Source organism: Algicella marina, from assembly GCF_009931615.1.
GTDB classification, from domain to species: Bacteria; Pseudomonadota; Alphaproteobacteria; order Rhodobacterales; family Rhodobacteraceae; genus Algicella; species Algicella marina.
The window spans coordinates 2,372,231-2,395,825 of the sequence record NZ_CP046620.1 but is presented as its reverse complement, the minus strand read 5'-3'; the positions used below and the strand labels follow the sequence as shown (position 1 = coordinate 2,395,825).

Below are 23,595 nucleotides of genomic sequence, written 5' to 3'. Positions count from 1 at the left end.
GCCCGCGCGGGACTGGCCGGGCGCTTACGCGGAAAGGCTCTTGCGGCCCTGCGCGCGACGGCGGTTCAGGATCTTACGGCCATTCTTGGTGGCCATGCGCGCACGGAAGCCGTGGCGGTTTTTGCGAACACGGTTGCTCGGCTGGAATGTACGTTTCATCTCGGTCTCTCCTCGGCGGCCATGGCATGTGGGCCGCTGACGCTGAAATCTGGAAGCCGGTGTTTAGGCGCAGAGGCGGCGGGAGTCAATTGGTGCGGGACGGAAAGTTGCGTGATTTTTTCGGTGCGCAGCGCAAAGTGCTGACCGCTCCGGACTGCGATATGGGGATGCAGTGGCCACCATTGAAGGCGTTGGAAACCCCGAACGCGCCGGTCCGCGAGAAAAGAGGCATCCGGCGGCCGATCACTTGCCGCAATGCCCGGCCGAGATTGGGTTCCGGTCAAATGTTTCAGTGGAGCCGCCGCCATGCCCTGCTCCTCACGCCATCGCGAGCGAGAGCTGCCTTTGCTGCAGCATTGCGGCACGGAGCTGTAACAAAATGCCGACGCGCATCAATGGCTTGTGAGGCCGGTATCTTTGCCGCCCCGGATACCGCATCTAGGAGCGGATGAATTCTCGGAGGCTGGACATGATGACCGATACGCCCGACGCACGGCGGTTTGACGTGAAACGGCTGCTGCCGCTGGCAGCGATTGCCGTCGTGGCCGGCGTAGGTATCTATTATCGCGAGTACTTCAGCTTTGCGACGCTGGCGGAACATCGTGAGGCATTGATTGCCTGGCGCGACGAATCCTACGTGCTGGCGGCAGCCGGGTACTTTCTTGCCTACGTTCTCGTGGTGGCTTTCTCATTACCCGGTGCCCTGGTGATGACGCTGACGGGCGGCTTCCTGTTCGGGCTGGTTGCCGGGGGATTGCTAACGGTAGTCGCGGCCACGACCGGCGCGGTGGCGATCTTTCTGGCGGCTCGGATGGGGCTTGGTGACACCTTGGCGGCGAAGATGGAGGCCGGGCAGGGGTTGATGCACAAGATCCGCAATGGCCTCAAGGAGAACGAGGTCAGCTATCTGCTGTTGATGCGCTTGGTGCCCGCCATTCCGTTCTTCGTTGCGAACCTTGCACCGGCGCTGGTGGGCGTGAAGCTGCGGAACTATGTGGTGACGACATTTTTCGGGATCATGCCCGGCACGCTGGTATATTCCTGGGTCGGTGCCGGTCTGGGCAAGGTCTTTGCGCGGGGAGAGACGCCGGACCTCGGGATTTTCTTCGAGTGGCACATCCTCGGCCCTGTGCTGGGACTTTGTGCACTGGCGGCGTTGCCAATCATCATCAAGGCCGTGCGCGGCAAGGGAGCGGCGGAATGAGCGATCTTATCAGGACGGACCTGCTGGTGATCGGTGGCGGGTCTGGCGGACTGTCCGTGGCTGCGGGCGCTGTGCAGATGGGGGCGTCAGTGGTGCTGCTGGAGGCGGGACGGATGGGCGGCGACTGCCTGAACTACGGCTGCGTGCCGTCGAAGGCGCTGATCGCCAGTGGCAAGCACGCCCATGCTTTCGGCACCGGTGGGCCGTTTGGCATCGCGCCGGCGGAGCCGCAGGTGGATTATGCGGCGGCCAAATCGCATGTGCAGGATGTGATCGCCGGTATCGCACCGCATGACAGCGTCGAGCGGTTCGAGGAGCTGGGGGTGAAGGTGATCACCGAATTCGGGCGCTTTACCGGGCCGAACAGCGTGGAGGCGGGTGACAAGCTGATCGAGGCGCGACGGATCGTCATCGCCACCGGCTCCAGCCCGCTGGTGCCGCCCATACCGGGACTGGCGGAGGTGCCGCATCACACGAACGAGACGATCTTCGACCTGACGGAGCGGCCCGAGCATCTGATCATCATCGGGGGCGGCCCAATCGGGATGGAGCTTGCGCAGGCGCATGTGCGACTGGGAAGCCGGGTGACCGTGCTTGAGGGAGCCAAGGCATTGGGCAAGGACGACCCGGAACTGGCCGCCATCGTGCTGGAAACCGTGCGGGGTGAAGGTGTAGAGATCGTGGAAGGCGCCAGCGCGACGCAGGTTTCCGGCGGCGAGGGCGATATTGCAGTGACGGTCAATGACGGCAGTGTCTATCGCGGTTCGCACCTGCTGGTCGCCGTGGGGCGGAAGCCGAACATCGGGCAACTGGACCTTGCCAAGGCCGGAATTGAATACACCAGCCGTGGTATCACGGTGGACAAGGGCCTGCGGACGAGCAACCGCAGCGTCTATGCCATAGGCGACGTGGCGGGGGGTATGCAGTTCACCCATGTGGCGAACTATCATGCGGGCCTCGTGATCCGCTCCGCCCTTTTCGGACTGCCGGTGAAGGCCTCGACGGCGCATATCCCCTGGGTCACGTTCACAGACCCGGAGATGGCACAGGTTGGCCTTACGGAGGCGCAGGCGCGGGAGGCGCATGGCGACAGGCTGGAAGTGCTTCGCTTCGACTACGGCGAGAGCGACCGCGCCCGCACGGAACGGGCGACAACCGGGCTTATCAAGGTGATGGTGGTCAAAGGCCGGCCAGTGGGCGCCTCCATCGTCGGCAGGCAGGCCGGGGAACTGATCGGCATCTGGGCGCTGACGATCGCGAACCGATTGAAGATTTCCGCCGTCGCCAATATGGTCGCCCCTTACCCGACACTAGGAGAGATCAACAAGCGGGCGGCGGGGCAGTACTATGTGCCGCGGCTGTTCGAGAGTGATCTGGTGAAGAAGATCGTCCGGCTGGTGCAGCGGTTCTGACCCGATGCGCGGTTGGCCGCGGATGGATAGCCCGTTGGACGAGACGGCTTGTGGATTGCGCGATACGACTTAAATAAGTCGCGCATTTGGGAGAGGTGAATGAGGCGGCTGGTAAACAGTCTGACGGGGCGTTTCGTGATCCTCACGATCATTTTCGTGATGCTGGCGGAGGTATTGATCTTCCTGCCCTCTGTCGCCCGGTTCCGGCTCGATTACCTGCAGAACCGTCTTGAACTCGGGCAGATCGCCTCTCTCTCGCTGCTGGCGACCGATGATGACATGGTCGACCCGGACCTGGAACGGGAACTGTTGGCGAACGCTGAAGTTCTGAACATCGTTCTGCGGCGGGAGGCGATGCGGCTTCTGGTGCTGTCCTCCCCCATGCCCGAGCCGGTGGCGCAGACCTATGACCTTCGGGAGGCCGGGTTCTTCGAACTGATCGGCGATGCGCTGATGACCATGTTCCGCAGCGAGGACCGGGTGATCCGGGTGATTGGGATGCCGGTAAAGAGCGGCGGCACCATGATCGAAGCGTCGCTGTACGAGCGGCCGCTGCGGCAGGCGATGATCGCCTACGGCTTCAACATCCTGCGGCTGTCTCTGTTCATTTCGGTGTTGACGGCGCTGCTGCTGGTGATCGTCGTTCGCTTCATCCTCGTACGGCCGATCAAGCGGGTGGTGCAGAACATGATGCGGTATCGCGACAATCCCGAGGATGCGCGCAGGATCATGGAGCCGAAAAGCAGGGTATCCGAACTGCGTCAGGCGGAAGAGACACTGGCCGACCTGCAAACCCAGCTAACCGGTTCACTGCGCCAGAAGGAGCGGCTGGCCGGTGTTGGCGGCGCCGTCAGCCGCATCAGCCACGACCTGCGCAACATTCTGACGACGGCGCACCTGCTGGTAGATCGGTTCGAACGCTCCGAGGACCCGACGGTGAAGCGGACGGCGCCAAAACTGGTGAGCAGCCTCGACCGGGCGATAAACCTGTGCGAGAGCACGCTGGCGTTCGGCAAGGCAGAGGAACCGGCACCAAAGATCAGCAGGCTGCTGCTGGCGCCGGTGGTTGCCGATGTGATCGAGAGCGACCAGTTGCGCGAGATCGAAGGCGGCGTGGCTTTCGAGACGGACATACCCGAGGATCTGCAGGTCCACGCCGATGGCGAACAGCTCTACCGCGTTTTCTCCAACCTCATCCGCAACGCGAGGCAGGCGATCGAGGAAAGCCGCGAGTCCGGCTCCATTCGGGTGCGAGCCTCCAACGGTGGTGACGGCTGTATCATCCTGGTCAGCGACACTGGCCCCGGCCTGCCCAAGAAGGCAATGGAACACCTGTTCCAACCGTTTCAGGGCGGGGTACGGCGTGGCGGCACCGGCCTCGGGCTGGCCATTGCGGCGGAACTGATAAAGGGCCACGGCGGACGGCTGGATCTGGTTCGCACCTCGGCGGAAGGTACCGAGTTCCGCATTTTTCTGCCGGTGCCGGATCCGGCAGCGGCGTGAGACGAAGACGCGCGTCTTAGGGGTTGCATTGTTCCGACACCGCGAGTATCACCCCGCCTCACGGACCGATAGCTCAGCTGGATAGAGTACCTGACTACGAATCAGGGGGTCGGGGGTTCGAATCCTCCTCGGTCCGCCACCATTCGAGACCGAAATCGAAATTTTCTCCGCATGGGCAACCGAAGTAGGTGGTGTGGTTCTTCGGCAAGTGGAACGGCAGGATGCGCGACGTGTCGTGCTCGTCGTTGTCGACCGGAACCGACCTGAGAGTTCAAATTTCCGTTCGTTCGACTGTGCGAACATCCAGCATCAGAACTTAGAAGGACGTCGGGTGCAGTGTTCAACTTGCACTGTCGTAGGCTTTTTGAAGCGTCGCGATGTCGATTTTCTTCATCTTGTACATCTCCTTGAACATCGCGCTCAGTCGGGCGGGATCGCCGGTTTCGATTAGCTGTACAATCGGGCGCGGCGAAATCTGCCACGCCACGCTCCATCGGTCTCTGAGCCAGCCACATTGAATCTCGCGTCCTCCGTCGGCGGTCAGCGCTGTCCACAGCCGGTCCGTCTCCGCCTGATTTTCAGTGGTGACGGAAATCGACATCATGTCGTTGTACTGCTGGTGCGGGCCGGCTTGCAGGATGGAGTACGGCGCGCCGGCAAGTGTGAACTCGATCACCTGGACGCCGTCGGCCTCGCCGGTGACCATGTGTTCGAACTTCTGCGCATTCCGTATCTCGGAATCGGGCAAGAGCGAGGTATAGAAGCGGGCCGCCTCGAGGCCGTCCTTTTCGAACCAGATGCAAGTGGTTACCTTTGGAGCCATTGTATTAACTCCTTCTTCAGCGTTCAGTCCTGAGTTGATCATCGTTCGCGGCGGCTTCTGCCTGCTCGGCCTCGAAGACCGCGTCCATCCGGGCGAGGATCGACGGGCCCCTGGCGGGCGTGCTAAGATGAAGGTGGCGTAATTCGTCCATAAAGGCCTGCTCAAGCTCTGCCCCGCCTTCTGCCAGAAAGCGCGACCGCGCCGTCCAGGCCGGGTCCGTCGCCAGGTAGCGCACGCCCCACGCGCCCAGAGCCGTCATCACCGGAACAAGGGCAATCGCCTTTTCGGTCAAACTGTAGCGCCGCTTCTGCGCGTGGTCCGGCACGTCGGCCACGCTGACCAACCCGTGCGCTTCGAGGTGCCTGAGCCGGGCGGCGAGGATGTTGGTCGAGATTCGTTCAGGCGAGTCCCGCAGAAGTTCGCCATAGCTGCGTTTGTTGCCGAACATCATGTCGCGCAGCACCACCATGGTCCAACTGTCACCCAGCACCTCGGTGGCTAGGTTGACCGGGCAAGGCGAGCGCTCAGCCCTTGGCACGGAGATACCGCAGGATGACGCCGCCGCTGCGCAGCGGGCGCGCCTCGGCCAGGTCGAAGTTGCGCCGTTCGCCGTTACGGAACAACGGGGTGCCGCCGCCAAGGACGGTCGGCACCAGGCAAAGCCGGATTTCGTCGACCACATCGATGTCCAGCAGAGCCGCAGTGAGATCCGCGCTGCCGAAGACGAAGATGTCCTGCTTGCCGGGCTGGGCTTTCAGAGCGTCGATGTGTGTTGCGATCTCGCCGATTAGCGGCCTCGAATTCGTCCAAACACTTGCTACACCGGCCCGCGTGGCAACGCGCTTTTCTATGGCGTTCATCCGCTCGGCAACCGGTCCAGTCGCCTCGGACCAGTGAGCCGCCATGCCCTCGTAGGTCCGCCGACCGAACAGCAACGTTCCTGCCTCGTCCAGTTGTGCGATCGAGAAGGCCTCGAGTTCCTCGCCCCATACCAGGCCGTGGAAGTCGAGCTGCCAGGGGCCCGCGCCCTCGAACCGGCCGTCGAGCGTCATCATGTCCCAGATCACCAGTCGTCGCATGTCCGCGCGCACCTTTCCACTTTCATCTTGCAAGTGGTAGCGAGCCGTGTCACCACTTGCAAGATGAAAGTGGTTTCCTGCGTTGGGCAGCCAATCAAACGCCCCGGAGAACGCGATGGCGAGACGCTCGATCCTGCATGTCAGCCGCAACCCCAACCCGCGCCTCGCCGCCGCATCGGCCCGGTTCATCGGCGCGGAAGTCGAGATCGTCCATGCCGCGCCGTTAGCACCGGGCGAGGACGCGCGTTTCCGACCGCTGAATCCGACGCTCCTGCTGCCAATCCTCAAAGAGCCCGGTCGTGCGATCTGGGAGTGCGATGCCGTGGTCTGCCGAATGGCGATGATGGCTGGATCGGACTTCTTCCCGCGCGACGACAGACTGCCGGAACTTCTGAAATGGATCAGTTGGGGCAAAGAGAATTTCGTACGCGCCTGCAACATGGTCCAGTTCGAACTGGGAACGAAGCTGCGCTATGATCTTGGACCTTCGGACATGCGGGAGGTCGACGCTGGCACGGCCCTGTTCCACACCTCGGCGCAACTGCTAGATGCCGAACTGCGCGGCGCCTGGCTGCTGGGCAGCGCCCCAAGCTACGCGGATTTCCGAATGGCGACCTTTCTGCCCTTCAACGATATCATGAGGCTGCCGCTGGGCGAGTATCCGGCCCTGTCTGCCTGGTATGCCGGACTTTGCGAATTGCCTGAGTGGCGCGATCCCTTCGATGGAATCGAAATGCCGGCTTTACCGCCTGTTCGACCATGAACGGCAAATACACGCGGGCTGTTTGCGGGCAAGCAGAGGTCACGTTTGGCATCGCCGGATAGTCGTTGGATTGGCGGAGAAGGTTCGACGTCTGACCCATCCCCTCCGCCATCGAAAAAACTGCTAGATGTTGGCAAAACGGGCTCTGCTGTCAGACCGCTTGCATGACGAAGAGGCCGCGGCTCGTTGGTCATGCAACGAAGGTCTGTTCCGAGCCCAAAGCGTTTGACGCTGCGCTTTCTGAATGTCGGCAGCGGAATAAGTAGAAAGTCAGCAAACTGTAAATTCGGCCGCTGAGCGGCCATGCATTGGACACACCTCCGCTAGTCACTGACACAACCATCTCAATGAAAAGGTCAGTGACCGCGCATGGCGATCAGTAGAAAGCGCTACTGGATGTAGGAAGCAGCTCGGAAAAGGCTTTGATCGCGGCCGTGGCGATCAGGCTACCAAAGCGTGGTCTTGTAGACCTCATCGAGAACCTCATCGAATTCCTCTGCGGATGCGGCCAGCCGGGCCTGATCCTTGAGAATTTCTCCCAGCGTCGGCATCTCCGAGCGGTCGGGCCATGTTTTCGGCGACCACAGGTTCGACCGGATGAAGGCTTTGGCGCAATGCATGTAAACTTCGTCCACCTTGACGATGAGAACGGCGAGGGCAGGGCGGCCGTTGACATGCAGCCGGGCACACAGATCGCTGTCTAGTGTCAGCCGCGCTTCGCCGTTGATCCGTAATGTCTCATTCATTCCGGGGATCAGGAAGAGAAGACCGACCGCCGGATTGGCAATCACGTTTTCCCAGGTGTCCAGCCGGTTGTTGCCGGGGCGATCGGGGATCGCCAGCGTCTGCTCGTCCAGAATGTGGACAAATCCGGGTTGGTCGCCCTTCGGGGATACGTCGCCCCTGCCCGAGCTGTTCTGCGAGCCGATGAACACGAATGGCGATTTTTCGATGAACCGGCGCGAATGGCCATCAATCCTGAGCAACTGCTTTTGCACCGCAACCTCGTGGGTCGCCTCAAAAGCGTTTCGCAACTCGTCCCGGCTTTCGACAAATTTCATCGGCGTTCTCCGCTTCAGGTACTCGGTTTGCATGGTTCTGTCAGATGCTATCGGTCGGCGGGGGCAACGGCGCGCAGCTGTTCGCTCAATGCGGCAACCTGCTCCGCCGACCATCTCGATTGCTTGCGCGTGGCAGACGCGGGATCGTTGATCAGGCCCAAGGTCAGCGTAGGCTGGTACGCCGCCTTCGGTCGGATCGGGCGGGGTGCGAAATTGCCGCCACAGGTTGGACAGACGTTGTGCAGCACGGTGTCAACGCAATGTGCACAGTAGGTGCATTCGTAGGTGCAGATGCGAGCATCGGTGGCGTCATGGGGCAAATCCCGGTTACACCATTCGCAGTTCGGCCTGAGTTCCAGCATTGGTTTCTCCTTGGTCAGATGTGGGTTAAGGCAGGCTCTGTCTTGTCCAGCGCCATCGTGGCGAGCGCCACGAGAACAATGGCGATGCCGATCAGCGCGAGTACCGCCCAGCCAAGGCCCGAGATCACCATTCCGGCCGCAAAGGCGCAGAGCGTCGAGACCAGCGCGATCAGGGTATCGTTGAGGCCTTGAACGGCTGCCCTCTCTGACGGCGCGACTGCAACCGCCAGCATGGTGGTGGCGCCGATGAAGCCGAGGTTCCAGCCCATCCCCAGAATAGTCAGTGACCCATAGAAATGGATCGCTGAGAGTCCAGCGGCGGCGGCCAGCCCGGCGGCGATCATCAGGATGAGCCCGATGATCGCAATGTGCTGCGCCCCGAAACGCCGGATCAGGAAGCCGGTGAAAAAACTTGGCGCAAACATAGCGACGATGTGCCAACGGATCACATCTCCAGCGGTATCCTCGCTGAAACCACAACCGATCATCGCCAATGGCGTCGGGATCATCAGAAAAATCATGACGCCTTGCGAGACGGCGGCAATCCCCACGGCGCGGCGAATTGGGCCGCGGCGCAGTGCGGCGAAAGCGGCGAACCTGCGCTTGGGCGTTTCGGTGGTCGCGCGTTCGGGCCGTGGCAGGCGAACGGCAGCGAGCGGGGCGATTCCGACGAGCAGGATGACGGCCAGTGCCGCGTAGGCCCCGGCCAGAGGCACGGGGGCCAGCATATCCTTCGCCATGATGAACAGTTGCGGCCCACCGACGGCCGCGATCAGGCCAGAGGTCATCATCAGTGAGATCGCAACGGGTTGCCATTCGGCATTCACCGCCTCGCCCGCGGCAAAGCGAAAGTACTGGAAAGACGCCAAACCCGCGCCAAGCCCGAAGTGCCCAAGGCACAGCAGGATGAAATCCTGTGACACCAGCGCATGGGTCGCGACCAATGCGCCGGCGAGAGCGACAAGAGAGCCCACTGCGAAACCGACCCTGCGGCCCATCCGTCCCATCAGAAGCGAGAACGGTGCGGCCGCGACCAGACTGGCGAGCGCCTGCACCGATGCCGGTAGCGTCGCCAGAGCGGGCGTGGGTGCCAGCATGAGGCCCGTCACCCCCCCGAGGATAAGCAGCATGGGCATCGCCGCGCCGAGGATCGTGTTGGCCAGAAGCAGGCCCAGAAAGGTCCGGTTCATAAGGGTCGACATGGTTGCTATCTGCTGGGTCCGTTTGCATTGCCGGTTGACACAGTTTCGTTTAGCTGCCAGCAGAAATGTCTTAAATGTCATTTATGCATCAAAAAAAGACAAATTATCCATGACGCGCAAGATCGATGTTCTCCTCTTTGACGGTGTGAACTTGCTGGATGTCTCCGGCCCGGTTCAGGCATTCGTGGCGGCAAATAGTGACGATCGGCTCGCCTATGTAATGCGTTTCATCTCGACCGATGGCAGGCCCGTCCGATCCTGCTGTGGTTTGCAATTGTCTGTCGAGGGAGTGCTGACGGGCGACATGACCTGCGATGATCTGCTGGTTCCCGGCGGCAACGGCGTTGATAGCCTGATCGAGAACGACAAGGCATTGCAGGCAATCCGGAAGCGCGCGGAGGGGAAGGGGCGGATCATTTCAGTCTGTTCCGGCGCTCTGGTTCTGGCTGCGGCAGGGGTGCTGGACGGCCGACGGGCGACGACGCACTGGTCCCGGCTCGAGGATACCCGTGCCTATCCGAGCGTGTCCTGGGATCTGGATCGCATCAGCATTTCCGAAGGCAATGTGTTGACGTCTGCCGGGGTGACAACGGGCATCGATCTGGCACTGGCGATCATTGAGGCCGATTGCGGCCCGACCATCGCACTGGCGGTTGCGCGTGAACTGATCGTGCAGTTGCGCCGGACTGGCGGGCAAAGCCAGTACTCATCGTTCCTTGTCGGCCAATTTTCAGACAGGGGTGCTTTGGCAAGACTGATCGAGCAGGTCGTGACCCAACCACAGCGCGATTGGTCACTCGAAGCAATGGCGGAGGAGGCGGGAATGAACTCGAGGACGCTTACCCGGCGGTTCAAACGTGACGTTCATGAAACCCCGGCGCAGTTCGTCGAAAAAGTGCGGGTCGACCATGCCCGCACGCTTTTGCAGAGCGATGTCCCCCTCAAGCGCGTCGCGGCCGAAAGTGGCTTTGGTGATCTGCAACGGATGCGCCGGGCGTTCCAGCGCCGGTTCGGTCTTCAGCTTGGTGAATACCGAAGCATGTTTTCCTGAGCGCTCGCCTAGCTAGGCGACAGAAGAGGGAAAGAAAGTGACCGACGGGAGCGATCAGTTCGTTCGGGCAATGTGAAGGAGCTTGCCCGTGCATGGTGTGCAGAGTGAACCGCACCATTTTTGCCGGAGGCGCAACCTTTTGAGTATGTTTTGACGTGATACGCTTGCCATTGCGTCTTCGGTTTGCCGCTGCGTGGCCCATGAGCGATCCTGAAGTTGCAACGCACATGACGCGGATTGAACGGATTGCGCATCGCGGCGTTTATTGCGCCGCGATGCGCTGTGTTGATCAGACGAGCAGCATGTTGTTGACGTCCTGCCAAGTCAGTGTGGTTCCGTCGGCGAAGGAAATCTGGTCCATCGCGTAGTCCATGTCACTGTCGAAGTAGTTGTCGATCGTGATGGTTTCTCCGCCGCTGGTCGTCATCACGAGGTCGTTGGTGGCGCCAACGGCCAGGGTAACGTCTGCCTGATCCTGATCGGTGAACAGGAAGGTGTCGGTCGCGCTGTTCGAGCTGTAATCGTAATCGCGGATCATGTATGAGCCATCCCCCGTGGAGTGGACGTAGTTCTCCTGCAGTTCCGTACCCTCGATCACCGCGTAACCTTCGGCCAGTTGATCGGCCACGGACCGGTCACGCACGCCCTGCCAGTTCAGTGTCACGCCATCGGCAAAGCTGATCTGCTCGATGTTGTAGTCCTGATCGGTGTCGAAGTAGTTGTCGATCGTGACGACGTCCTCGCCGGACGTGGTGATGACCAGATCGTAGGAGTTTTGGATTACCGTCACGTCGGTGCTGTCCAGATCGGCGAAGGTTAGCGTATCCGTAGCGGTGTTCGAACTGTAGTCGTAATCACGGATCGTGTAGGAGCCGTCGCCGGAGTTGTGGACGTAGTTCTCGCGCAGTTCCGTTCCCTCAACGACCGCGTAGCCTTCGGCGACCTGGTCGGCGACCGAGCGATCGCGCACGCCTTGCCAGTTCAACGTGACACCATCGGTGAAGACGAGTTCCTCGATGTTATAGTCCTGATCGGTGTCGAAGTAGTTGTCGATGGTGATCGTTTCGCCGCCCGATGTGGTGATGACGAGATCGTAGGCGTTTTGCACCATCGTCACGTCGGTGCTGGCCTGGTCGGTGAAGGTGAGCGTGTCTGTAGCCGTGTTGGAGCTGTAATCGTAATCGCGGATTATGTAGGAGCCGTCGCCGGAGTTGTGGACGTAGTTCTCGCGCAGCTCCGTTCCCTCGACCACCGCGTAGCCTTCCGCAATCTGGTCGGCGACCGAGCGATCGCGCACGCCTTGCCAGTTCAGCGTGACACCATCGGTGAAGACGAGTTCCTCGATGTTGTAGTCCTGATCGGTGTCGAAGTAGTTGTCGATGGTGATCGTTTCGCCGGTCGATGTGGTGATGACGAGATCGTAGGCGTTCTGCACCATCGTCACGTCGGTGCTGGCCTGGTCGGTGAAGGTCAGCGTATCCGTAGCCGTGTTGGAGCTGTAATCGTAATCGCGGATTATGTAGGAGCCGTCGCCGGAGGTGTGGACGTAGTTCTCGCGCAGTTCCGTTCCCTCGACGACGGCGTATCCTTCGGCAACCTGGTCGGCGACCGAGCGATCCCGCACGTTCTGCCAGTTCAGCGTGACACCATCGGTGAAGACGAGTTCCTCGATGTTGTAGTCCTGATCGGTGTCGAAGTAGTTGTCGATGGTGATCGTTTCGCCGGTCGATGTGGTGATGACGAGATCGTAGGCGTTCTGCACCATCGTCACGTCGGTGCTGGCCTGGTCGGTGAAGGTCAGCGTATCCGTAGCCGTGTTGGAGCTGTAATCGTAATCGCGGATTATGTAGGAGCCGTCGCCGGAGGTGTGGACGTAGTTCTCGCGCAGTTCCGTTCCCTCGACGACGGCGTATCCTTCGGCAACCTGGTCGGCGACCGAGCGATCCCGCACGTTCTGCCAGCCCATCGAGATACCGTCCGAGAAGGTGAGGTATTCGATGTTGTAGTCCTGATCGGTGTCGAAATAGTTGTCGATGGTGATCGTCTCGCCACCGGAAGTGGTGATGACGAGGTCGTAGGAGTTCTGCACCATCGTCACGTCGGTGCTGGCGATGTCCGAGAAGGTCAGCCTGTCATTGGCGGTGTTGGAACTGAAGTCGTAGTCGCGGATCATGTAGGAGCCGTCGCCCGAGGTATGGACGTAGTTCTCCTCCAGTTCGGTGCCGAAGATGATGGCTTGACCGGCCGCCACCTGATCGGCGACCGAACGATCCCGCACGTTCTGCCAGCTGAGCGTCACACCATCGGAGAAGGCGATCTGCTCGATGTGGAAGTCGGCATCGGTGTCGAAATAGTTGTCGATGGTGACCGTCTCGCCGGTCGAGGTGGTGATGACGAGGTCGTATGAGCTCTGCACCATCGTCACGTCGGTGCTGGCCTGGTCGGCGAAGGTCAGCGTGTCGGTGGCTGAATTCGAGCTGAAGTCGTAATCATTGATGACGTAGGATCCGTCGCCCGAGGTGTGGACGTAGTTTTCCTGCAACTCCGTGCCGTAGATTGTGGCATGGCCGAGCGCCACCTGATCGGCGACGGAACGATCCCGCACGTCCTGCCAGCTGAGCGTCACACCATCGGAGAAGACAATCGACTCGATCGCATAGTCCTGATCCGTGTCGAAATAGTTGTCGATGGTGACCGTCTCGCCGGTCGAGGTGGTGATGACGAGGTCGTATGAGCTCTGCACCATCGTCACGTCGGTGCTGGCCTGATCGGCGAAGGTCAGCGTGTCATTGGCGGTGTTGGAGCTGAAGTCGTAATCATTGATGACGTAGGAGCCGTCGCCCGAGGTGTGGACGTAGTTTTCCTGCAACTCCGTGCCGTAGATTGTGGCATGGCCGAGCGCCACCTGATCGGCGACGGAACGATCCCGCACGTCCTGCCAGCTGAGCGTCACACCATCGGAGAAGACAATCGACTCGATCGCATAGTCCTGATCCGTGTCGAAATAGTTGTCGATGGTGATCGTCTCGCCGGTCGAGGTGGTGATGACGAGGTCGTATGAGCTCTGCACCATCGTCACGTCGGTGCTGGCGATGTCAGAGAACGTCAGGGTGTCAGAGCCGGAATTGCTGCTGGGATCATAATCGCGGATCAGGTCGCTTCCGTCGCCGAGGGCGTAGTGATAGTGGTCGGATCCGTCGCCACTGATCAGCGTATCGTCACCTTCTCCGCCGAAGAAGACGTTGTTTCCGCCCGTGTTCGACAGGGTGTCGTCGCCGCCTCTTCCGAGGAAATATCCCGACCCGCTGGTGAGTGCTAAGGTGTCACCTGACTCGGTGCCTTCGAGTATCTGGTGCGTGCCACTGTAGATGAGTTCGGCGAAGAACAGAGAATCTTCCGCGAGACCCGCACTTTCGGCGGAAGACCGAAGAAGCGCGTCGAACGTCTGGCCGCTGTTGCGGTAATCATATTCCAGAAGATGGGCGATAGAAGCTGCCCCGGCCGGGGAGACAACCTCGGTTGTGACGGCGGCCTCCAGGCCTTCGAGAACGCTCTCCATCGAACCGGACGTGCGGAAATCACGCTCCGAGTAGCCGTCCACGAGGAAAGCCAGGCCGCTCAACGGATGTGCGGCAAACGCATCGGCGATGTCCTGATCGGTGGTCGTGTCCGTCACCGTAAGAGCCACGGAGGACATGGCCGCCTGAGCGATGAAGCGGATCGACAGCCAATCCCGATAGGTGTCAAAAAGTTCGTCCATTTGGGCGCCGGTGGCGGCGTTTTGCGGGTCGCTCATCGGGGTGGAGCCCACAAGCTGCACGAAGCCCTGGTCGAAGAAGGCTTCCAGTGTTGCCAGCTTTTGACCATTCACATGAGGGCCGCGGCCTGTTTCGGAGGCTGAGCCGGCACCCGCCCAGTCGATGAGGAAGTCTTCGAACGCGGCGTGGTAATCGTCGATCCGGCCTTCTTCCAGCATTGTCAGCATCGCCTGCGCATCGGTAGCAAGGCTTGGGTCCAGGGTGAGAGCGACGGTGGTGGAGGCGACGGCGCCGGAACCGAAGAGTTGCGGCAGCAGCTGCGCTTCGACACTCGCCTCGAACTCCGGGTCGAGCACGACGTTGCTGTCGAAAGGATTGCGGGAGAAGAAGACATCGACCATCGTCGAGGTGCTGCCGTCGTCAAAGGTAACCGTCGAACCGAGTGGAACCTCGTTACCTGCAATCGTGCTATTGAGTGCCGTCGTGCTGAGGCTGATGGCTGTGATTCCAATGGCACTCATGGAGAAGAGTTCGCCGCTGTCGGAGACCCCGTCCTGATCGAGATCGCGCCAGATTTGGAGCTCCGCGAAGATCGCATCGGAGGCGTCGATCACGCCGTCGGCGTTTTCGTCGAAGGAGGAGAGGTTGCTGAACCCATCCACATGGCCGTCTGTGTCGCCGAAGAGTTCGGAGATATCGCGGATGTTGCCGTCCGCATCGATATCACGGACGAGAATACCGTCATCGGCATCGACCCAGCCTGTCCGCTCCGCAAAGCCGTTGCCGTCGAGGTCAAAATTGGCGGTGGAGTTTTCCACGGAAGAAAGTTCGATGCCGTCGCCGTCGAGGTCTATTACGAGTGGATCGACGCGGTCTCCTTCGGGCGACTCGTCGTCGGTAGGAGAGTCTTCGGGGTCGTCGCCGTTGTCGGGATCGTTCTGATCCTCCCACCAATCCGCGTAGCCATCGTCCCACAGGCCGTTGTCATCGAGCCAATCCTGGATCGCCTGTGCCTCGGCTTGCGTGGCCGGATCGGGGCTGTTCAGCGCGTCGAGGACATCATTGTGGATGTCGCGGTAGAGCGAGTCATTCGAGGGTATGTCGCCAGGGAGCCATTCGAGACTGTCGAGACGGCCATCGACACTGTCTGACAGGGACGAGCTGTTTTCGATGACTTCGCTCAGAAGTCCAGCGGGGTGTCCTCCGTCCGTCACGCCATCCAGAAGATTGGCGGTTACTCCTCGGATATTGTCGATTCCAGCGGTGAAGGGACCGAACGGGTTGTAGCTGCTGATGAGTCCTGACATTGGGATCTCCCTGATAGATTATTTTGTCCAAGCCACTGAAAGCGCAAAGTGGCGTTTTGGTTGGTTTTTGTGATTTCAGGCGGGTCGTCGCAGGATGACACCGTTATCGCTAGGAATTTGCGGTGTTGGCGTCGAAGACCCGAGAATTGGTGCTCGGGCTGTCGCCTGTGCGAGGCTGGCTAGAACTGGGTGTGAATTCCGCGGGTGCCGCGTCTGTTCTCGATGGTTCGCGCAAAAGGTGTAGGAAGCGGATATGGCACGAGCTTCTCCGGATATCAAAATTGCAAGGGTTTGATACTAAAATACATTCCGTCCGGTCAGACAGATTAACCAATCAACCAGAGGGAGTATTTACGATTTGGAATTTCAGTCAAACAGGAAATTTTGAATGCAGCGGAAAAAATATCTTGCGAACGAGAAAGGCGGCTGATGCGGAGCCTCGCCGCCGTGTATCCACTTCGATCCATACAGCCCGTTGTAGGTGTGTGGGGCGCACGAGACATTCAGCGTAATGCAAGTTCAGCAGGTCGTGGAAGGTTCAGTCCTGTTTGGCGTTCAGGCGGTGATACCGTCCTGGGACCTCTGGAGACGTCACACTCTCCTTCTCCAACGAGACCATCAAATATCGATCCGAATGTTTGATCGTGACTTGTAATGTTATGTCATTTCAATTACCCAGATTGTGACGTTATTCAATTACAACAAGTCGGCTCCCCAGAGGTGAAAAATGACTGGCCCACGCCCTGAGATCACGACGCTTTCAAGCTTTTTCGACGCAGCCGAAGGGGCCGGGAGCGTTGCTTGAAAATCCCGATTCCTTCCCTTTCTGTATCCGACCGGAGACCATTGCATGACATTTGCAATCCCCCGCATTGCAACGGCAATGAACAGCAGCACTGATGCGCGCGTCCTCCAGACACTGGGTATGGAAGGGGTGTCCCTGGCCCTTTGGGAGCGCTCCCTGCCGGATGAACTGGCAAGGGAGCTTGACGCCTTACCACCGGAGCGTTTGCCGCGAATGCGACGCCGCCTTGCCGTCCGCCATGTTTCACGAGCAATCCGCCAATCGTGCGAAGACGCGGATGCCGGCGCTTGTTCCAAACAGCTTGCAGACGTAGTTCAAGAACTGTCGAAGCTTGCAATGGGCGTTTTTGCTTCCCCAATGCTTGAACTTCGTCTCGACGTCACGGATGGTCAGCCCTGTCCGAAATGGCATGTTGACGCCGTATCCGGGCGCCTGCTCTGCACGTTGCGGGGCCCCGGCACCGAGTACGGCCCAATCGGGCCCGGTGGAAAGCCGGAGTCGATCCATCGCATGGCGCGCGGCGCTGTCGGCGTGTTCAGGGGCGCACTGTGGCCGGGTCAGGAACTGGCGGCCATTGTGCACCGCTCCCCTCCACGAGAAGCGGGTGGTACCCGTCTTCTCGTCGTGATCGACCCTGTGGACGACGCGGGAGCCTGCTGATGGCGAGAAAAAACAACCTTGGTGCCACCGGGCTTCGAACACGACGGAGGGGCAAGGATCCGATGCGGGAGTTCGATGCCTTGCCCACGCCGCTCCGCCATTGGTTGGCGCAAGCAAGTTTGCCCTGGTCTCCGGCGTCCTGTCGTCGCATCTGGTTGCGTGCACGCGACCGTGGGGAACCCATCGACGTCGTGCTCGCCCGGCTGCAAATGGCCGAACGTCAGTCGCTTGCACGCAGAGCGCAGCCTGGAACGTCAGCCATCAGAAATGGCGACGAGGCCACGGCATCAGAAATTCGCTGAAAGAATCCACCCTAGATCCCAACACAAGAGAAAGAGCAATCATGAAAACCATCTGCCTTGCCGTCCTGGCATCAGTCGCCGCCTCGCAGATATTGGCGCAGGAGAGTCGCGAGTTGGAAAGCCACGTTCACGGTGTCAGCAAGCTGGAACTGGCCGTCGAAGGCAGTTTTATCGTGATGAACATGGTTTCCCCGGGCATTGACATCGTCGGCTTCGAGTATGAAGCGAGTACTGGTGCAGACAAGGACGCGGTCGAGGATGCCATTCGTACAATGCTTGTGCCGGAAAACATCGTGGCCCTGCCCGATGCAGCGGATTGTCGGTTGACGGAAGTGCTTGCGCATTTGCACGCTGGCGATCATGACCACGGGGATGAGGATGAGCACGCGGATGAACCGGCACACGAGGAACACGCCGAGGGCGAGGGGCATGAAGGGGACGATTCAGACGGGGACCACAGTGAGTTCCACGTGCAATACACCTTCGCCTGCGAGCATCCTGAGAGGCTTGACGTGATCGGCTTTCCGTTTTTCGAGCAGTTTCCAAACGCGCAGGAAGTCGAAGCGCAATACGTGACGGAAAACGGCGCTGGCAGCGCTGAGATCGAACGCGATGCGGCGGAACTTGTATTGAACTGATCATGGCGGAACCTGCCCTTTCCCTTACCGAGGTCAAATTCGCCTGGCCGGGCCGGGGCGGGTTCTCCCTTGCCTGCACGAGCTTCAAGATGAACCCGGGCGAAAGCGTTCTGCTTCTCGGATCTAGCGGATCAGGCAAGTCCACGCTGCTGTCTTTGATATGCGGCATTGTTCCTGCAAATAGCGGAACTGTCGCGGTCGGCGGTACCGACATCGGTGCCCTCACGCCGGGAGCGCGGGACCGTTTTCGCGCTGAGCAGATTGGCGTGATTTTCCAGCAGTTCAACCTCCTCCCCTATGCAAGTGTCGCAGATAACATCCTGATGCCTCTCCGCTTCGCGCCCAAGCGTCACTCCCGTGCCGGAGATGCCGGGAAGGAAGCGACACGGCTGTGTGCGGTTCTCGGCTTGCCGAACGACGCACTGAAACGTCCCGCAGGACGGCTCAGTGTCGGGCAGCAGCAGCGGGTTGCCGTGGCCCGTGCGCTGATCGGAGCGCCGCCGCTCATCGTTGCTGACGAACCGACTTCGGCGCTTGATGGGGCGACTCAGGACATGTTTCTTCAATTGCTTTTCGATCAGGTTGCGGCGGTCGGTTCGTCTTTGCTGATGGTCAGCCATGATGAGCGACTCTCGGATCGTTTTGACCGCGTCGCGCATGTGGAAGAGTTCGTGTCTACCGAAGGAGTGTCCGCGTGATCCTTCGTCTGGCCATCGGCTCGCTTCTGGCCCGTGCCCTTACCGTCGGAATGACCGTGCTGGCGATATCTCTTTCCGTTGCGCTGTTTCTCGGCGTTGAAAAGGTGCGTACAGGAGCGCGGGCAAGTTTTGCTGACACGATTTCCGGGACGGACCTTATCATCGGAGCGCGCTCCGGCTCGGTTCAGCTACTGCTGTATTCAGTGTTCCGCATCGGCAATGCTACCAACAATGTGACCTGGGAAAGCTATCAGGACATTGCCGCGCGCCCGGAGGTCGACTGGATCGTTCCGATATCCCTCGGCGACAGCCACCGCCAGTTCCGGGTCATGGGCACGACAAACGGTTTCTTCGAATACTACAAATATCGTGGTGAACGTTCGCTGGACATCCTTGAGGGGCATGGACTCGAGGACCTTTACGACGCCGTTATCGGCGCCGACGTTGCAGCGACACTCGGTTACGCCGTGGGTGATCCGATCGTGGTAGCGCACGGGATTGCATCCTTCACCGAGCATGTCGATCAACCCTTTCGCGTGGCCGGTATCTTGGCAAAGACGGGAACACCGGTGGATCGAACAGTGGTTGTCAGCCTCGAAGCGATAGAGGCCATACACGTCGATTGGCAATCAGGTGCCAAAACCTCGGGAAATGCGACGCCGGTTGAAACCATCCGGCAGATGGAGCTGAGGCCGACGGCCATCACGGCGGCACTTATCGGCACGGAGTCGCGTTTGCAGATCTTCGGGCTGCAGCGCTGGATCAACACATATTCCGAGGAACCTTTGCTGGCGATCCTGCCGGGCGTCGCCTTGCAGGAGTTATGGCAGATACTGGGTGTCGCAGAGACCGCGCTCGTAGGCGTTTCGGCAATGGTTGTCGTCACTGCGTTGCTGGGCATGGTGGCCATGATCTTTTCGAGTCTGAACGAAAGGCGGCGAGAAATGGCAATCTGGCGGGCCATGGGTGCCCGACCGTCGACAATCCTCGGCCTGCTCGTGATCGAGGCTATGCTTATGGCCGCTGTCGGCGCGTTGATCGGCCTTTTGCTTCTCTACGCCGGATTGGCGGTCGCGCAACCATGGGTCGACGCTTCGTTCGGAATCTGGCTTCCCATAAACCCACCCGCTCTCCGGGAACTGGCCATTCTGGCCGCAGTGATCGGCGCCGCAGCGCTTGCAAGCCTTTTGCCCGCACTTCGGGCCTATCGACTCTCTCTCGCTGATGGCATGATGGTAAGGATATGAAAAACAAACGTCTCATCACGCGTCGCGACACAATTCTCGCAGCAGGTGCCTTGAGCCTGCTTCCGCCACGAGTGAACGCGGCCTCATTCAGAGAAATCACATGGGATGACCTTATACCTGCCGGCATTCCCTATGCCGAAATCGTTGGCGAGGGCGACTACGACGAAGAGAACGATACCTGGCGTCCTGTTTTTGACGAGAACGCCACCAAGCTGAACACGTCCCTCGATGGAGCGTCCGTCAAACTGCCGGGTTATATCATTCCGCTCGAGGTCGGGGCGAAAGGTGTCGCGAGTTTCGTTCTCGTGCCTTATGTCGGCGCGTGCATTCACGTGCCGCCTCCACCAGCCAATCAACTTGTATTCGTCTCCACGGAGTCCCCCTGGCCCTCCGATGATCTTTGGGATGCTGTCTGGGTTTACGGTCGTCTCAGCACAAAGTTGCAGACGACGGAAGTTGCGGAAATCGGGTATCAGCTTACTGCCGACAGGATCGAAGGGTACGAATGGTGAAGTTCGAATTGACGCGACGCGACTGTTGTATCGGGCTGGCTGGCCTCGCAAGCCTGACGGCAACCGGGTTGCGCGCAGAAGAGATCATCGATCTCGAATGGAGCGACCTTGTGCCCGAGGGAAACATGACGCCGATGCCTGAGCTTCAGGCAATTCTCCCACACGATGAAACCGCCATGGCAAGCACGCAACCGAAGTCGAGCGGTGTCCGGAGCGACTGGAATGGCAGGACCGTCCGCCTTTCGGGGTTCATTATCCCGCTTGATTACGTGGGCACGGGCGTGTCGGCATTCATGCTGGTTCCCTATGTCGGTGCCTGCATCCATGTTCCGCCGCCGCCGGCAAACCAGCTCATCCTGGTAACCACCGAACAACCTTATGATTCCAAAGGTCTTTTTGAACCCGTGACTGTAACGGGAATGTTCGGGACTGCGTCGACCGAGACGCAGTTGGCGGAAGTGGGTTATGCCTTGTCGGCGGACAGGATCGTTCGTTTCAGAGGGTAGGAGCGCGGTATTCGTGTGCCAAGGTGCGTCAGTACCTTCTGCCATTTCCTTACTTTGGACGACTTCCAGACCTGCATCTACGCCCGTGACCTGTTCCAAGTGGGAAGCTGAGAGCGTCCTCGGAGATCTGTGGACATCTTCGGTGGGCACGGCGGTGAGTGGGTGAATAGCAATTTCGACATTTATCCGATCACACCTCGTCCCGTAACGTCGGAACAAATGCCGGACTGAAGATGTTTCCCTCCTGAAAATGCAAAGAGATACGCCGATCTTCGGAGGAGACCGATGACAGGACGTCTGGAGACAATGACTACGAAGGCTACGCGAGACAGGGTTTCGCGTAGGGACAGCTCACGAGGAAACCGAGAAGGCCAAACCGGCGTTCTCGGCTGGCTGATGATGTTGCGGACTCACGCCGTACCGGACAGGCGAGCCGACGAGAGTAGGTTTCGCCTTGGCACAGGGACGGGTGAAGGAGTGTTCGATGGCGTTCGCCGTTGGCTGGCTTCAGCAGTTGAAAATGATGAGTTTTCACGGCGCGGAGCAGCGCACCGTACTGGCGAGGGTGAGACCACAGATCCATCTCCCGCCCGGATCGAAGCCGATCTTCGTAAATGTCTGGCGGATGAACCGATCCTGAAAGCCGGTGATATTGCCGTGGCGGTTCGGGACCGGACGGTGGTGCTGACCGGAGAAGTCACTTCGCAGCGCGCCAAGCGCCGTGCGGGCATGTGTGCAGGCAAGGTGGAGGGCGTAGCTGGTCTGGAGAACAACCTTTCCGTCGAACCGTCCTGTTAACCGCTGCTGATGACGGAGCGTGGAGGATTAGGCAGAAAAAGGAGGAAAAAGTGAATTTGAGTTTCAGCAAAGCGAATGAGAGATTTTTTGCTAAAAGGTTGGCGTCGGTCTGCGGCCTCCTTGCCGCGGGCGTTCTTGCGACGGTCGGACCGGCATTGGCGCAGGAAAACTCTCAGGAGGTCACATTCGTCAATGCCGAAGGCGCGGAAATCGGGACGGCAAATTTGACCGGAACCGAAGCCGGTCTGCTGATCGAATTGGATCTCAGCGACCTGCCACCGGAGACGTGGCACGGTTTCCACATCCATGAGACAGGAGAATGTGATCCTGAAGAGGGCTTTCAGACTGCGGGGGGACATTTTTCCGTTTCCGGGACAAATCACGGAATTCTCGTGGACGGTGGACCGCATTCCGGCGACATGCCGAACCAGTATGTTGCTGCGGATGGGTCGCTGAAGGCGCAGGTCTTGAACACGTATGCGATTCTGGGCGGTGAGCAGGACAACGTGTCCGGACGGGCACTGATGATCCACAGTGGCCCTGACGACTATGAGAGCCAGCCATCGGGCGCTGCCGGCGACAGGATCGCCTGCGCGGTGATCGAGTAACCGGTTTTACATGACAGAAGACTGAAACGCGAAAGTCTGGGCGGACTTTCGCGTTTTGATTTTCAAGTCTGGGAAAAGTCTTACCCAGGCAGAAGAGGTGCCAAGAGGCTTCGGGTTGCGACCCTTGCCGAGAGGACTGACTCTTGCGCAAAGTTACCTTGAGCGGGCGATGTCCTCATCCATTGAATGAATTGAGATCCACAGGGCGGACCAATGGGCCGCCCCTTCATAGCTACTGCCCGCTCTCCACATTATCATTTTCGGGATCGACTGTTTCTGAAGGTGCGGCGGCAGGCAGGTTCACATCGCCTTCCTGAATATCCTCTGGCGCTGCCTGCTCGGTCGGGTCCTCGGTTTCGGGAGCCGTAACGACGGCTTCGCTAATCCAGTAGATGATCAAGCCGACGCCAAATACGACGGCGATGCCCATACCGACGAGTGGGCCGAGATGACGGCGTTTCTGCTTTTCGATGTTGGTATCGGGTGGGGTCATGCTGTTTCTCCATGGTCCATATCATTAACAACCGAACCGGTGGGGAAATGTTCCAAGGCAGGGATGTCGGACGAGATTTCGAACAAGGTGGTAACCAGTGACTTGGGACGGAACGTGGCAGTCCGGCCATGCGTTGACGTGATGTACTGTCAAAGAGAGGGAGGCCAAGATGAACATTCCGCACAATGCCTGGATCGTGGTGCTTGATGGCGAAAAGTTTCTGTTGCTGGAGAACTACGGAGACCCTGATCTGCCCGACTTGCGGATCATTTCACATGACGAGATCGAGAACCCCGCAACCTCTGAACAGGGTACGGAGCGTCCGGGCCGACTACCTGACAATGGTCACGGCATGAGTGCTGTCGAACAAACCGACTGGCATCAGCTGGAGCAGGCTGACTTCGCGGCCGACATTGCCGATCGTCTGAAACATTGGGCTTTCGACAACCGTTACGAGAAACTGATCGTGATTGCCGAGCCGCAGACGCTGGGCCGGCTCAGGAAGCAACTGCACGGCGAGGTCGAGGCGCGGATCATCGCGGAGATCGACAAAGACCTGACTGGTCTGCCGATGGACAAGCTGGAGGCAGCCGTGAAACGGGACATGAAATCATTGTGATTTCGGCGCCTTGAAAGCAATCGGG

The 23,595-nt window shown here is 59.7% G+C and carries 24 protein-coding genes and 1 tRNA gene; 16 read left to right on the top strand and 9 right to left on the bottom strand.

Features of this window, described 5'->3' with window-relative positions:
* Positions 1–24 precede the first annotated feature (24 nt).
* Positions 25–159, bottom strand: coding sequence for a 50S ribosomal protein L34 (gene rpmH / locus GO499_RS11865; RefSeq protein ID WP_161862376.1), 135 nt, complete (start codon positions 157–159; stop codon positions 25–27).
* 469 nt (positions 160–628) lie between these two features.
* Here rpmH and GO499_RS11860 point away from each other — a divergent pair, with 469 nt between their 5' ends.
* The 4 genes from GO499_RS11860 (at position 629) to GO499_RS11845 (ending at position 4,417) form a co-directional block, all read left to right on the top strand.
* Positions 629–1,363: a TVP38/TMEM64 family protein gene (locus GO499_RS11860; RefSeq protein WP_348520774.1), complete on the top strand. Its 735-nt coding sequence runs from the start codon at positions 629–631 to the stop codon at positions 1,361–1,363.
* Entirely contained in the window at positions 1,360–2,775 is a 1,416-nt protein-coding gene (locus GO499_RS11855) for a dihydrolipoyl dehydrogenase family protein (RefSeq protein ID WP_161862375.1), read from the top strand. The genes GO499_RS11860 and GO499_RS11855 overlap by 4 nt, the downstream gene beginning before the upstream one ends.
* Before the next feature lie 108 nt (positions 2,776–2,883).
* Entirely contained in the window at positions 2,884–4,278 is a 1,395-nt protein-coding gene (locus tag GO499_RS11850; protein WP_161863956.1) for a sensor histidine kinase, read from the top strand.
* 62 nt (positions 4,279–4,340) lie between these two features.
* Positions 4,341–4,417, top strand: a tRNA-Arg gene (locus tag GO499_RS11845).
* A gap of 201 nt (positions 4,418–4,618) precedes the next feature.
* Here GO499_RS11845 and GO499_RS11840 read toward each other — a convergent pair.
* Genes GO499_RS11840 through GO499_RS11830 form a run of 3 tightly spaced genes read right to left on the bottom strand, consistent with a single transcriptional unit; the run spans position 4,619 to position 6,180 of the window.
* Positions 4,619–5,101 (bottom strand): VOC family protein, encoded by a 483-nt coding sequence (locus GO499_RS11840; RefSeq protein ID WP_161862374.1) that lies wholly within the window; start codon positions 5,099–5,101, stop codon positions 4,619–4,621.
* 16 nt (positions 5,102–5,117) lie between these two features.
* Positions 5,118–5,570, bottom strand: a complete 453-nt coding sequence (locus GO499_RS11835; protein WP_284154708.1) for a winged helix-turn-helix transcriptional regulator — start codon at positions 5,568–5,570, stop codon at positions 5,118–5,120.
* Positions 5,571–5,625: 55 nt separating this feature from the next.
* Positions 5,626–6,180, bottom strand: a complete 555-nt coding sequence (locus GO499_RS11830; RefSeq protein WP_161862372.1) for a dihydrofolate reductase family protein — start codon at positions 6,178–6,180, stop codon at positions 5,626–5,628.
* Positions 6,181–6,295: 115 nt separating this feature from the next.
* Here GO499_RS11830 and GO499_RS11825 point away from each other — a divergent pair, with 115 nt between their 5' ends.
* Positions 6,296–6,943, top strand: coding sequence for a glutathione S-transferase family protein (locus GO499_RS11825; protein ID WP_161862371.1), 648 nt, complete (start codon positions 6,296–6,298; stop codon positions 6,941–6,943).
* A gap of 446 nt (positions 6,944–7,389) precedes the next feature.
* Here the strand turns inward: GO499_RS11825 and GO499_RS11820 are convergent, their stop codons facing one another.
* From GO499_RS11820 to GO499_RS11810, 3 genes are read right to left on the bottom strand one after another with little or no spacing between them, the layout of a single operon-like run.
* Entirely contained in the window at positions 7,390–8,004 is a 615-nt protein-coding gene (locus GO499_RS11820) for a pyridoxamine 5'-phosphate oxidase family protein (RefSeq protein ID WP_161862370.1), read from the bottom strand.
* A gap of 47 nt (positions 8,005–8,051) precedes the next feature.
* Entirely contained in the window at positions 8,052–8,366 is a 315-nt protein-coding gene (locus GO499_RS11815; RefSeq protein ID WP_161862369.1) for a DUF1272 domain-containing protein, read from the bottom strand.
* Between the two features lie 14 nt (positions 8,367–8,380).
* On the bottom strand, positions 8,381–9,568 hold the full coding sequence (locus GO499_RS11810; protein WP_161862368.1) for an MFS transporter: 1,188 nt from the start codon (positions 9,566–9,568) through the stop codon (positions 8,381–8,383).
* A gap of 109 nt (positions 9,569–9,677) precedes the next feature.
* Between GO499_RS11810 and GO499_RS11805 the strand changes: the two genes are divergently transcribed.
* Entirely contained in the window at positions 9,678–10,619 is a 942-nt protein-coding gene (locus tag GO499_RS11805; protein ID WP_161862367.1) for a GlxA family transcriptional regulator, read from the top strand.
* 289 nt (positions 10,620–10,908) lie between these two features.
* On the opposite strand, the gene GO499_RS11800 is transcribed toward GO499_RS11805, so the two are convergent.
* A complete protein-coding gene (locus GO499_RS11800; protein WP_161862366.1) occupies positions 10,909–15,684 on the bottom strand; it encodes a BapA/Bap/LapF family prefix-like domain-containing protein in 4,776 nt (1,591 codons plus the stop codon).
* 850 nt (positions 15,685–16,534) lie between these two features.
* Here GO499_RS11800 and GO499_RS11795 point away from each other — a divergent pair.
* The 9 genes from GO499_RS11795 (at position 16,535) to GO499_RS11760 (ending at position 22,458) form a co-directional block, all read left to right on the top strand.
* Positions 16,535–17,149, top strand: a complete 615-nt coding sequence (locus GO499_RS11795; protein WP_161862365.1) for a DUF1826 domain-containing protein — start codon at positions 16,535–16,537, stop codon at positions 17,147–17,149.
* Positions 17,149–17,451, top strand: coding sequence for a DUF6525 family protein (locus GO499_RS19735; RefSeq protein ID WP_284154707.1), 303 nt, complete (start codon positions 17,149–17,151; stop codon positions 17,449–17,451). Before GO499_RS11795 ends, GO499_RS19735 begins: the two co-directional genes overlap by 1 nt.
* Before the next feature lie 41 nt (positions 17,452–17,492).
* Positions 17,493–18,089, top strand: a complete 597-nt coding sequence (locus GO499_RS11790; protein ID WP_161862364.1) for a DUF2796 domain-containing protein — start codon at positions 17,493–17,495, stop codon at positions 18,087–18,089.
* A gap of 2 nt (positions 18,090–18,091) precedes the next feature.
* A complete protein-coding gene (locus GO499_RS11785) occupies positions 18,092–18,787 on the top strand; it encodes an ABC transporter ATP-binding protein (protein ID WP_161862363.1) in 696 nt (231 codons plus the stop codon).
* Entirely contained in the window at positions 18,784–20,034 is a 1,251-nt protein-coding gene (locus tag GO499_RS11780) for an ABC transporter permease (RefSeq protein WP_161862362.1), read from the top strand. Before GO499_RS11785 ends, GO499_RS11780 begins: the two co-directional genes overlap by 4 nt.
* The gene (locus tag GO499_RS11775) at positions 20,031–20,546 is read left to right on the top strand and encodes a DUF3299 domain-containing protein (protein ID WP_161862361.1); all 516 of its coding nucleotides are present in this window, start codon (positions 20,031–20,033) and stop codon (positions 20,544–20,546) included. The genes GO499_RS11780 and GO499_RS11775 overlap by 4 nt, the downstream gene beginning before the upstream one ends.
* The gene (locus GO499_RS11770) at positions 20,540–21,052 is read left to right on the top strand and encodes a DUF3299 domain-containing protein (RefSeq protein ID WP_161862360.1); all 513 of its coding nucleotides are present in this window, start codon (positions 20,540–20,542) and stop codon (positions 21,050–21,052) included. The genes GO499_RS11775 and GO499_RS11770 overlap by 7 nt, the downstream gene beginning before the upstream one ends.
* Before the next feature lie 285 nt (positions 21,053–21,337).
* Positions 21,338–21,850 (top strand): BON domain-containing protein, encoded by a 513-nt coding sequence (locus tag GO499_RS11765; RefSeq protein ID WP_161862359.1) that lies wholly within the window; start codon positions 21,338–21,340, stop codon positions 21,848–21,850.
* 50 nt (positions 21,851–21,900) lie between these two features.
* The gene (locus GO499_RS11760; RefSeq protein WP_284154706.1) at positions 21,901–22,458 is read left to right on the top strand and encodes a superoxide dismutase family protein; all 558 of its coding nucleotides are present in this window, start codon (positions 21,901–21,903) and stop codon (positions 22,456–22,458) included.
* Between the two features lie 232 nt (positions 22,459–22,690).
* Here GO499_RS11760 and GO499_RS11755 read toward each other — a convergent pair whose 3' ends face one another.
* Positions 22,691–22,951, bottom strand: a complete 261-nt coding sequence (locus tag GO499_RS11755) for a hypothetical protein (protein ID WP_161862358.1) — start codon at positions 22,949–22,951, stop codon at positions 22,691–22,693.
* A gap of 169 nt (positions 22,952–23,120) precedes the next feature.
* Here GO499_RS11755 and GO499_RS11750 point away from each other — a divergent pair, with 169 nt between their 5' ends.
* Positions 23,121–23,570 (top strand): host attachment family protein, encoded by a 450-nt coding sequence (locus GO499_RS11750; protein WP_161862357.1) that lies wholly within the window; start codon positions 23,121–23,123, stop codon positions 23,568–23,570.
* Positions 23,571–23,595 lie beyond the last annotated feature (25 nt).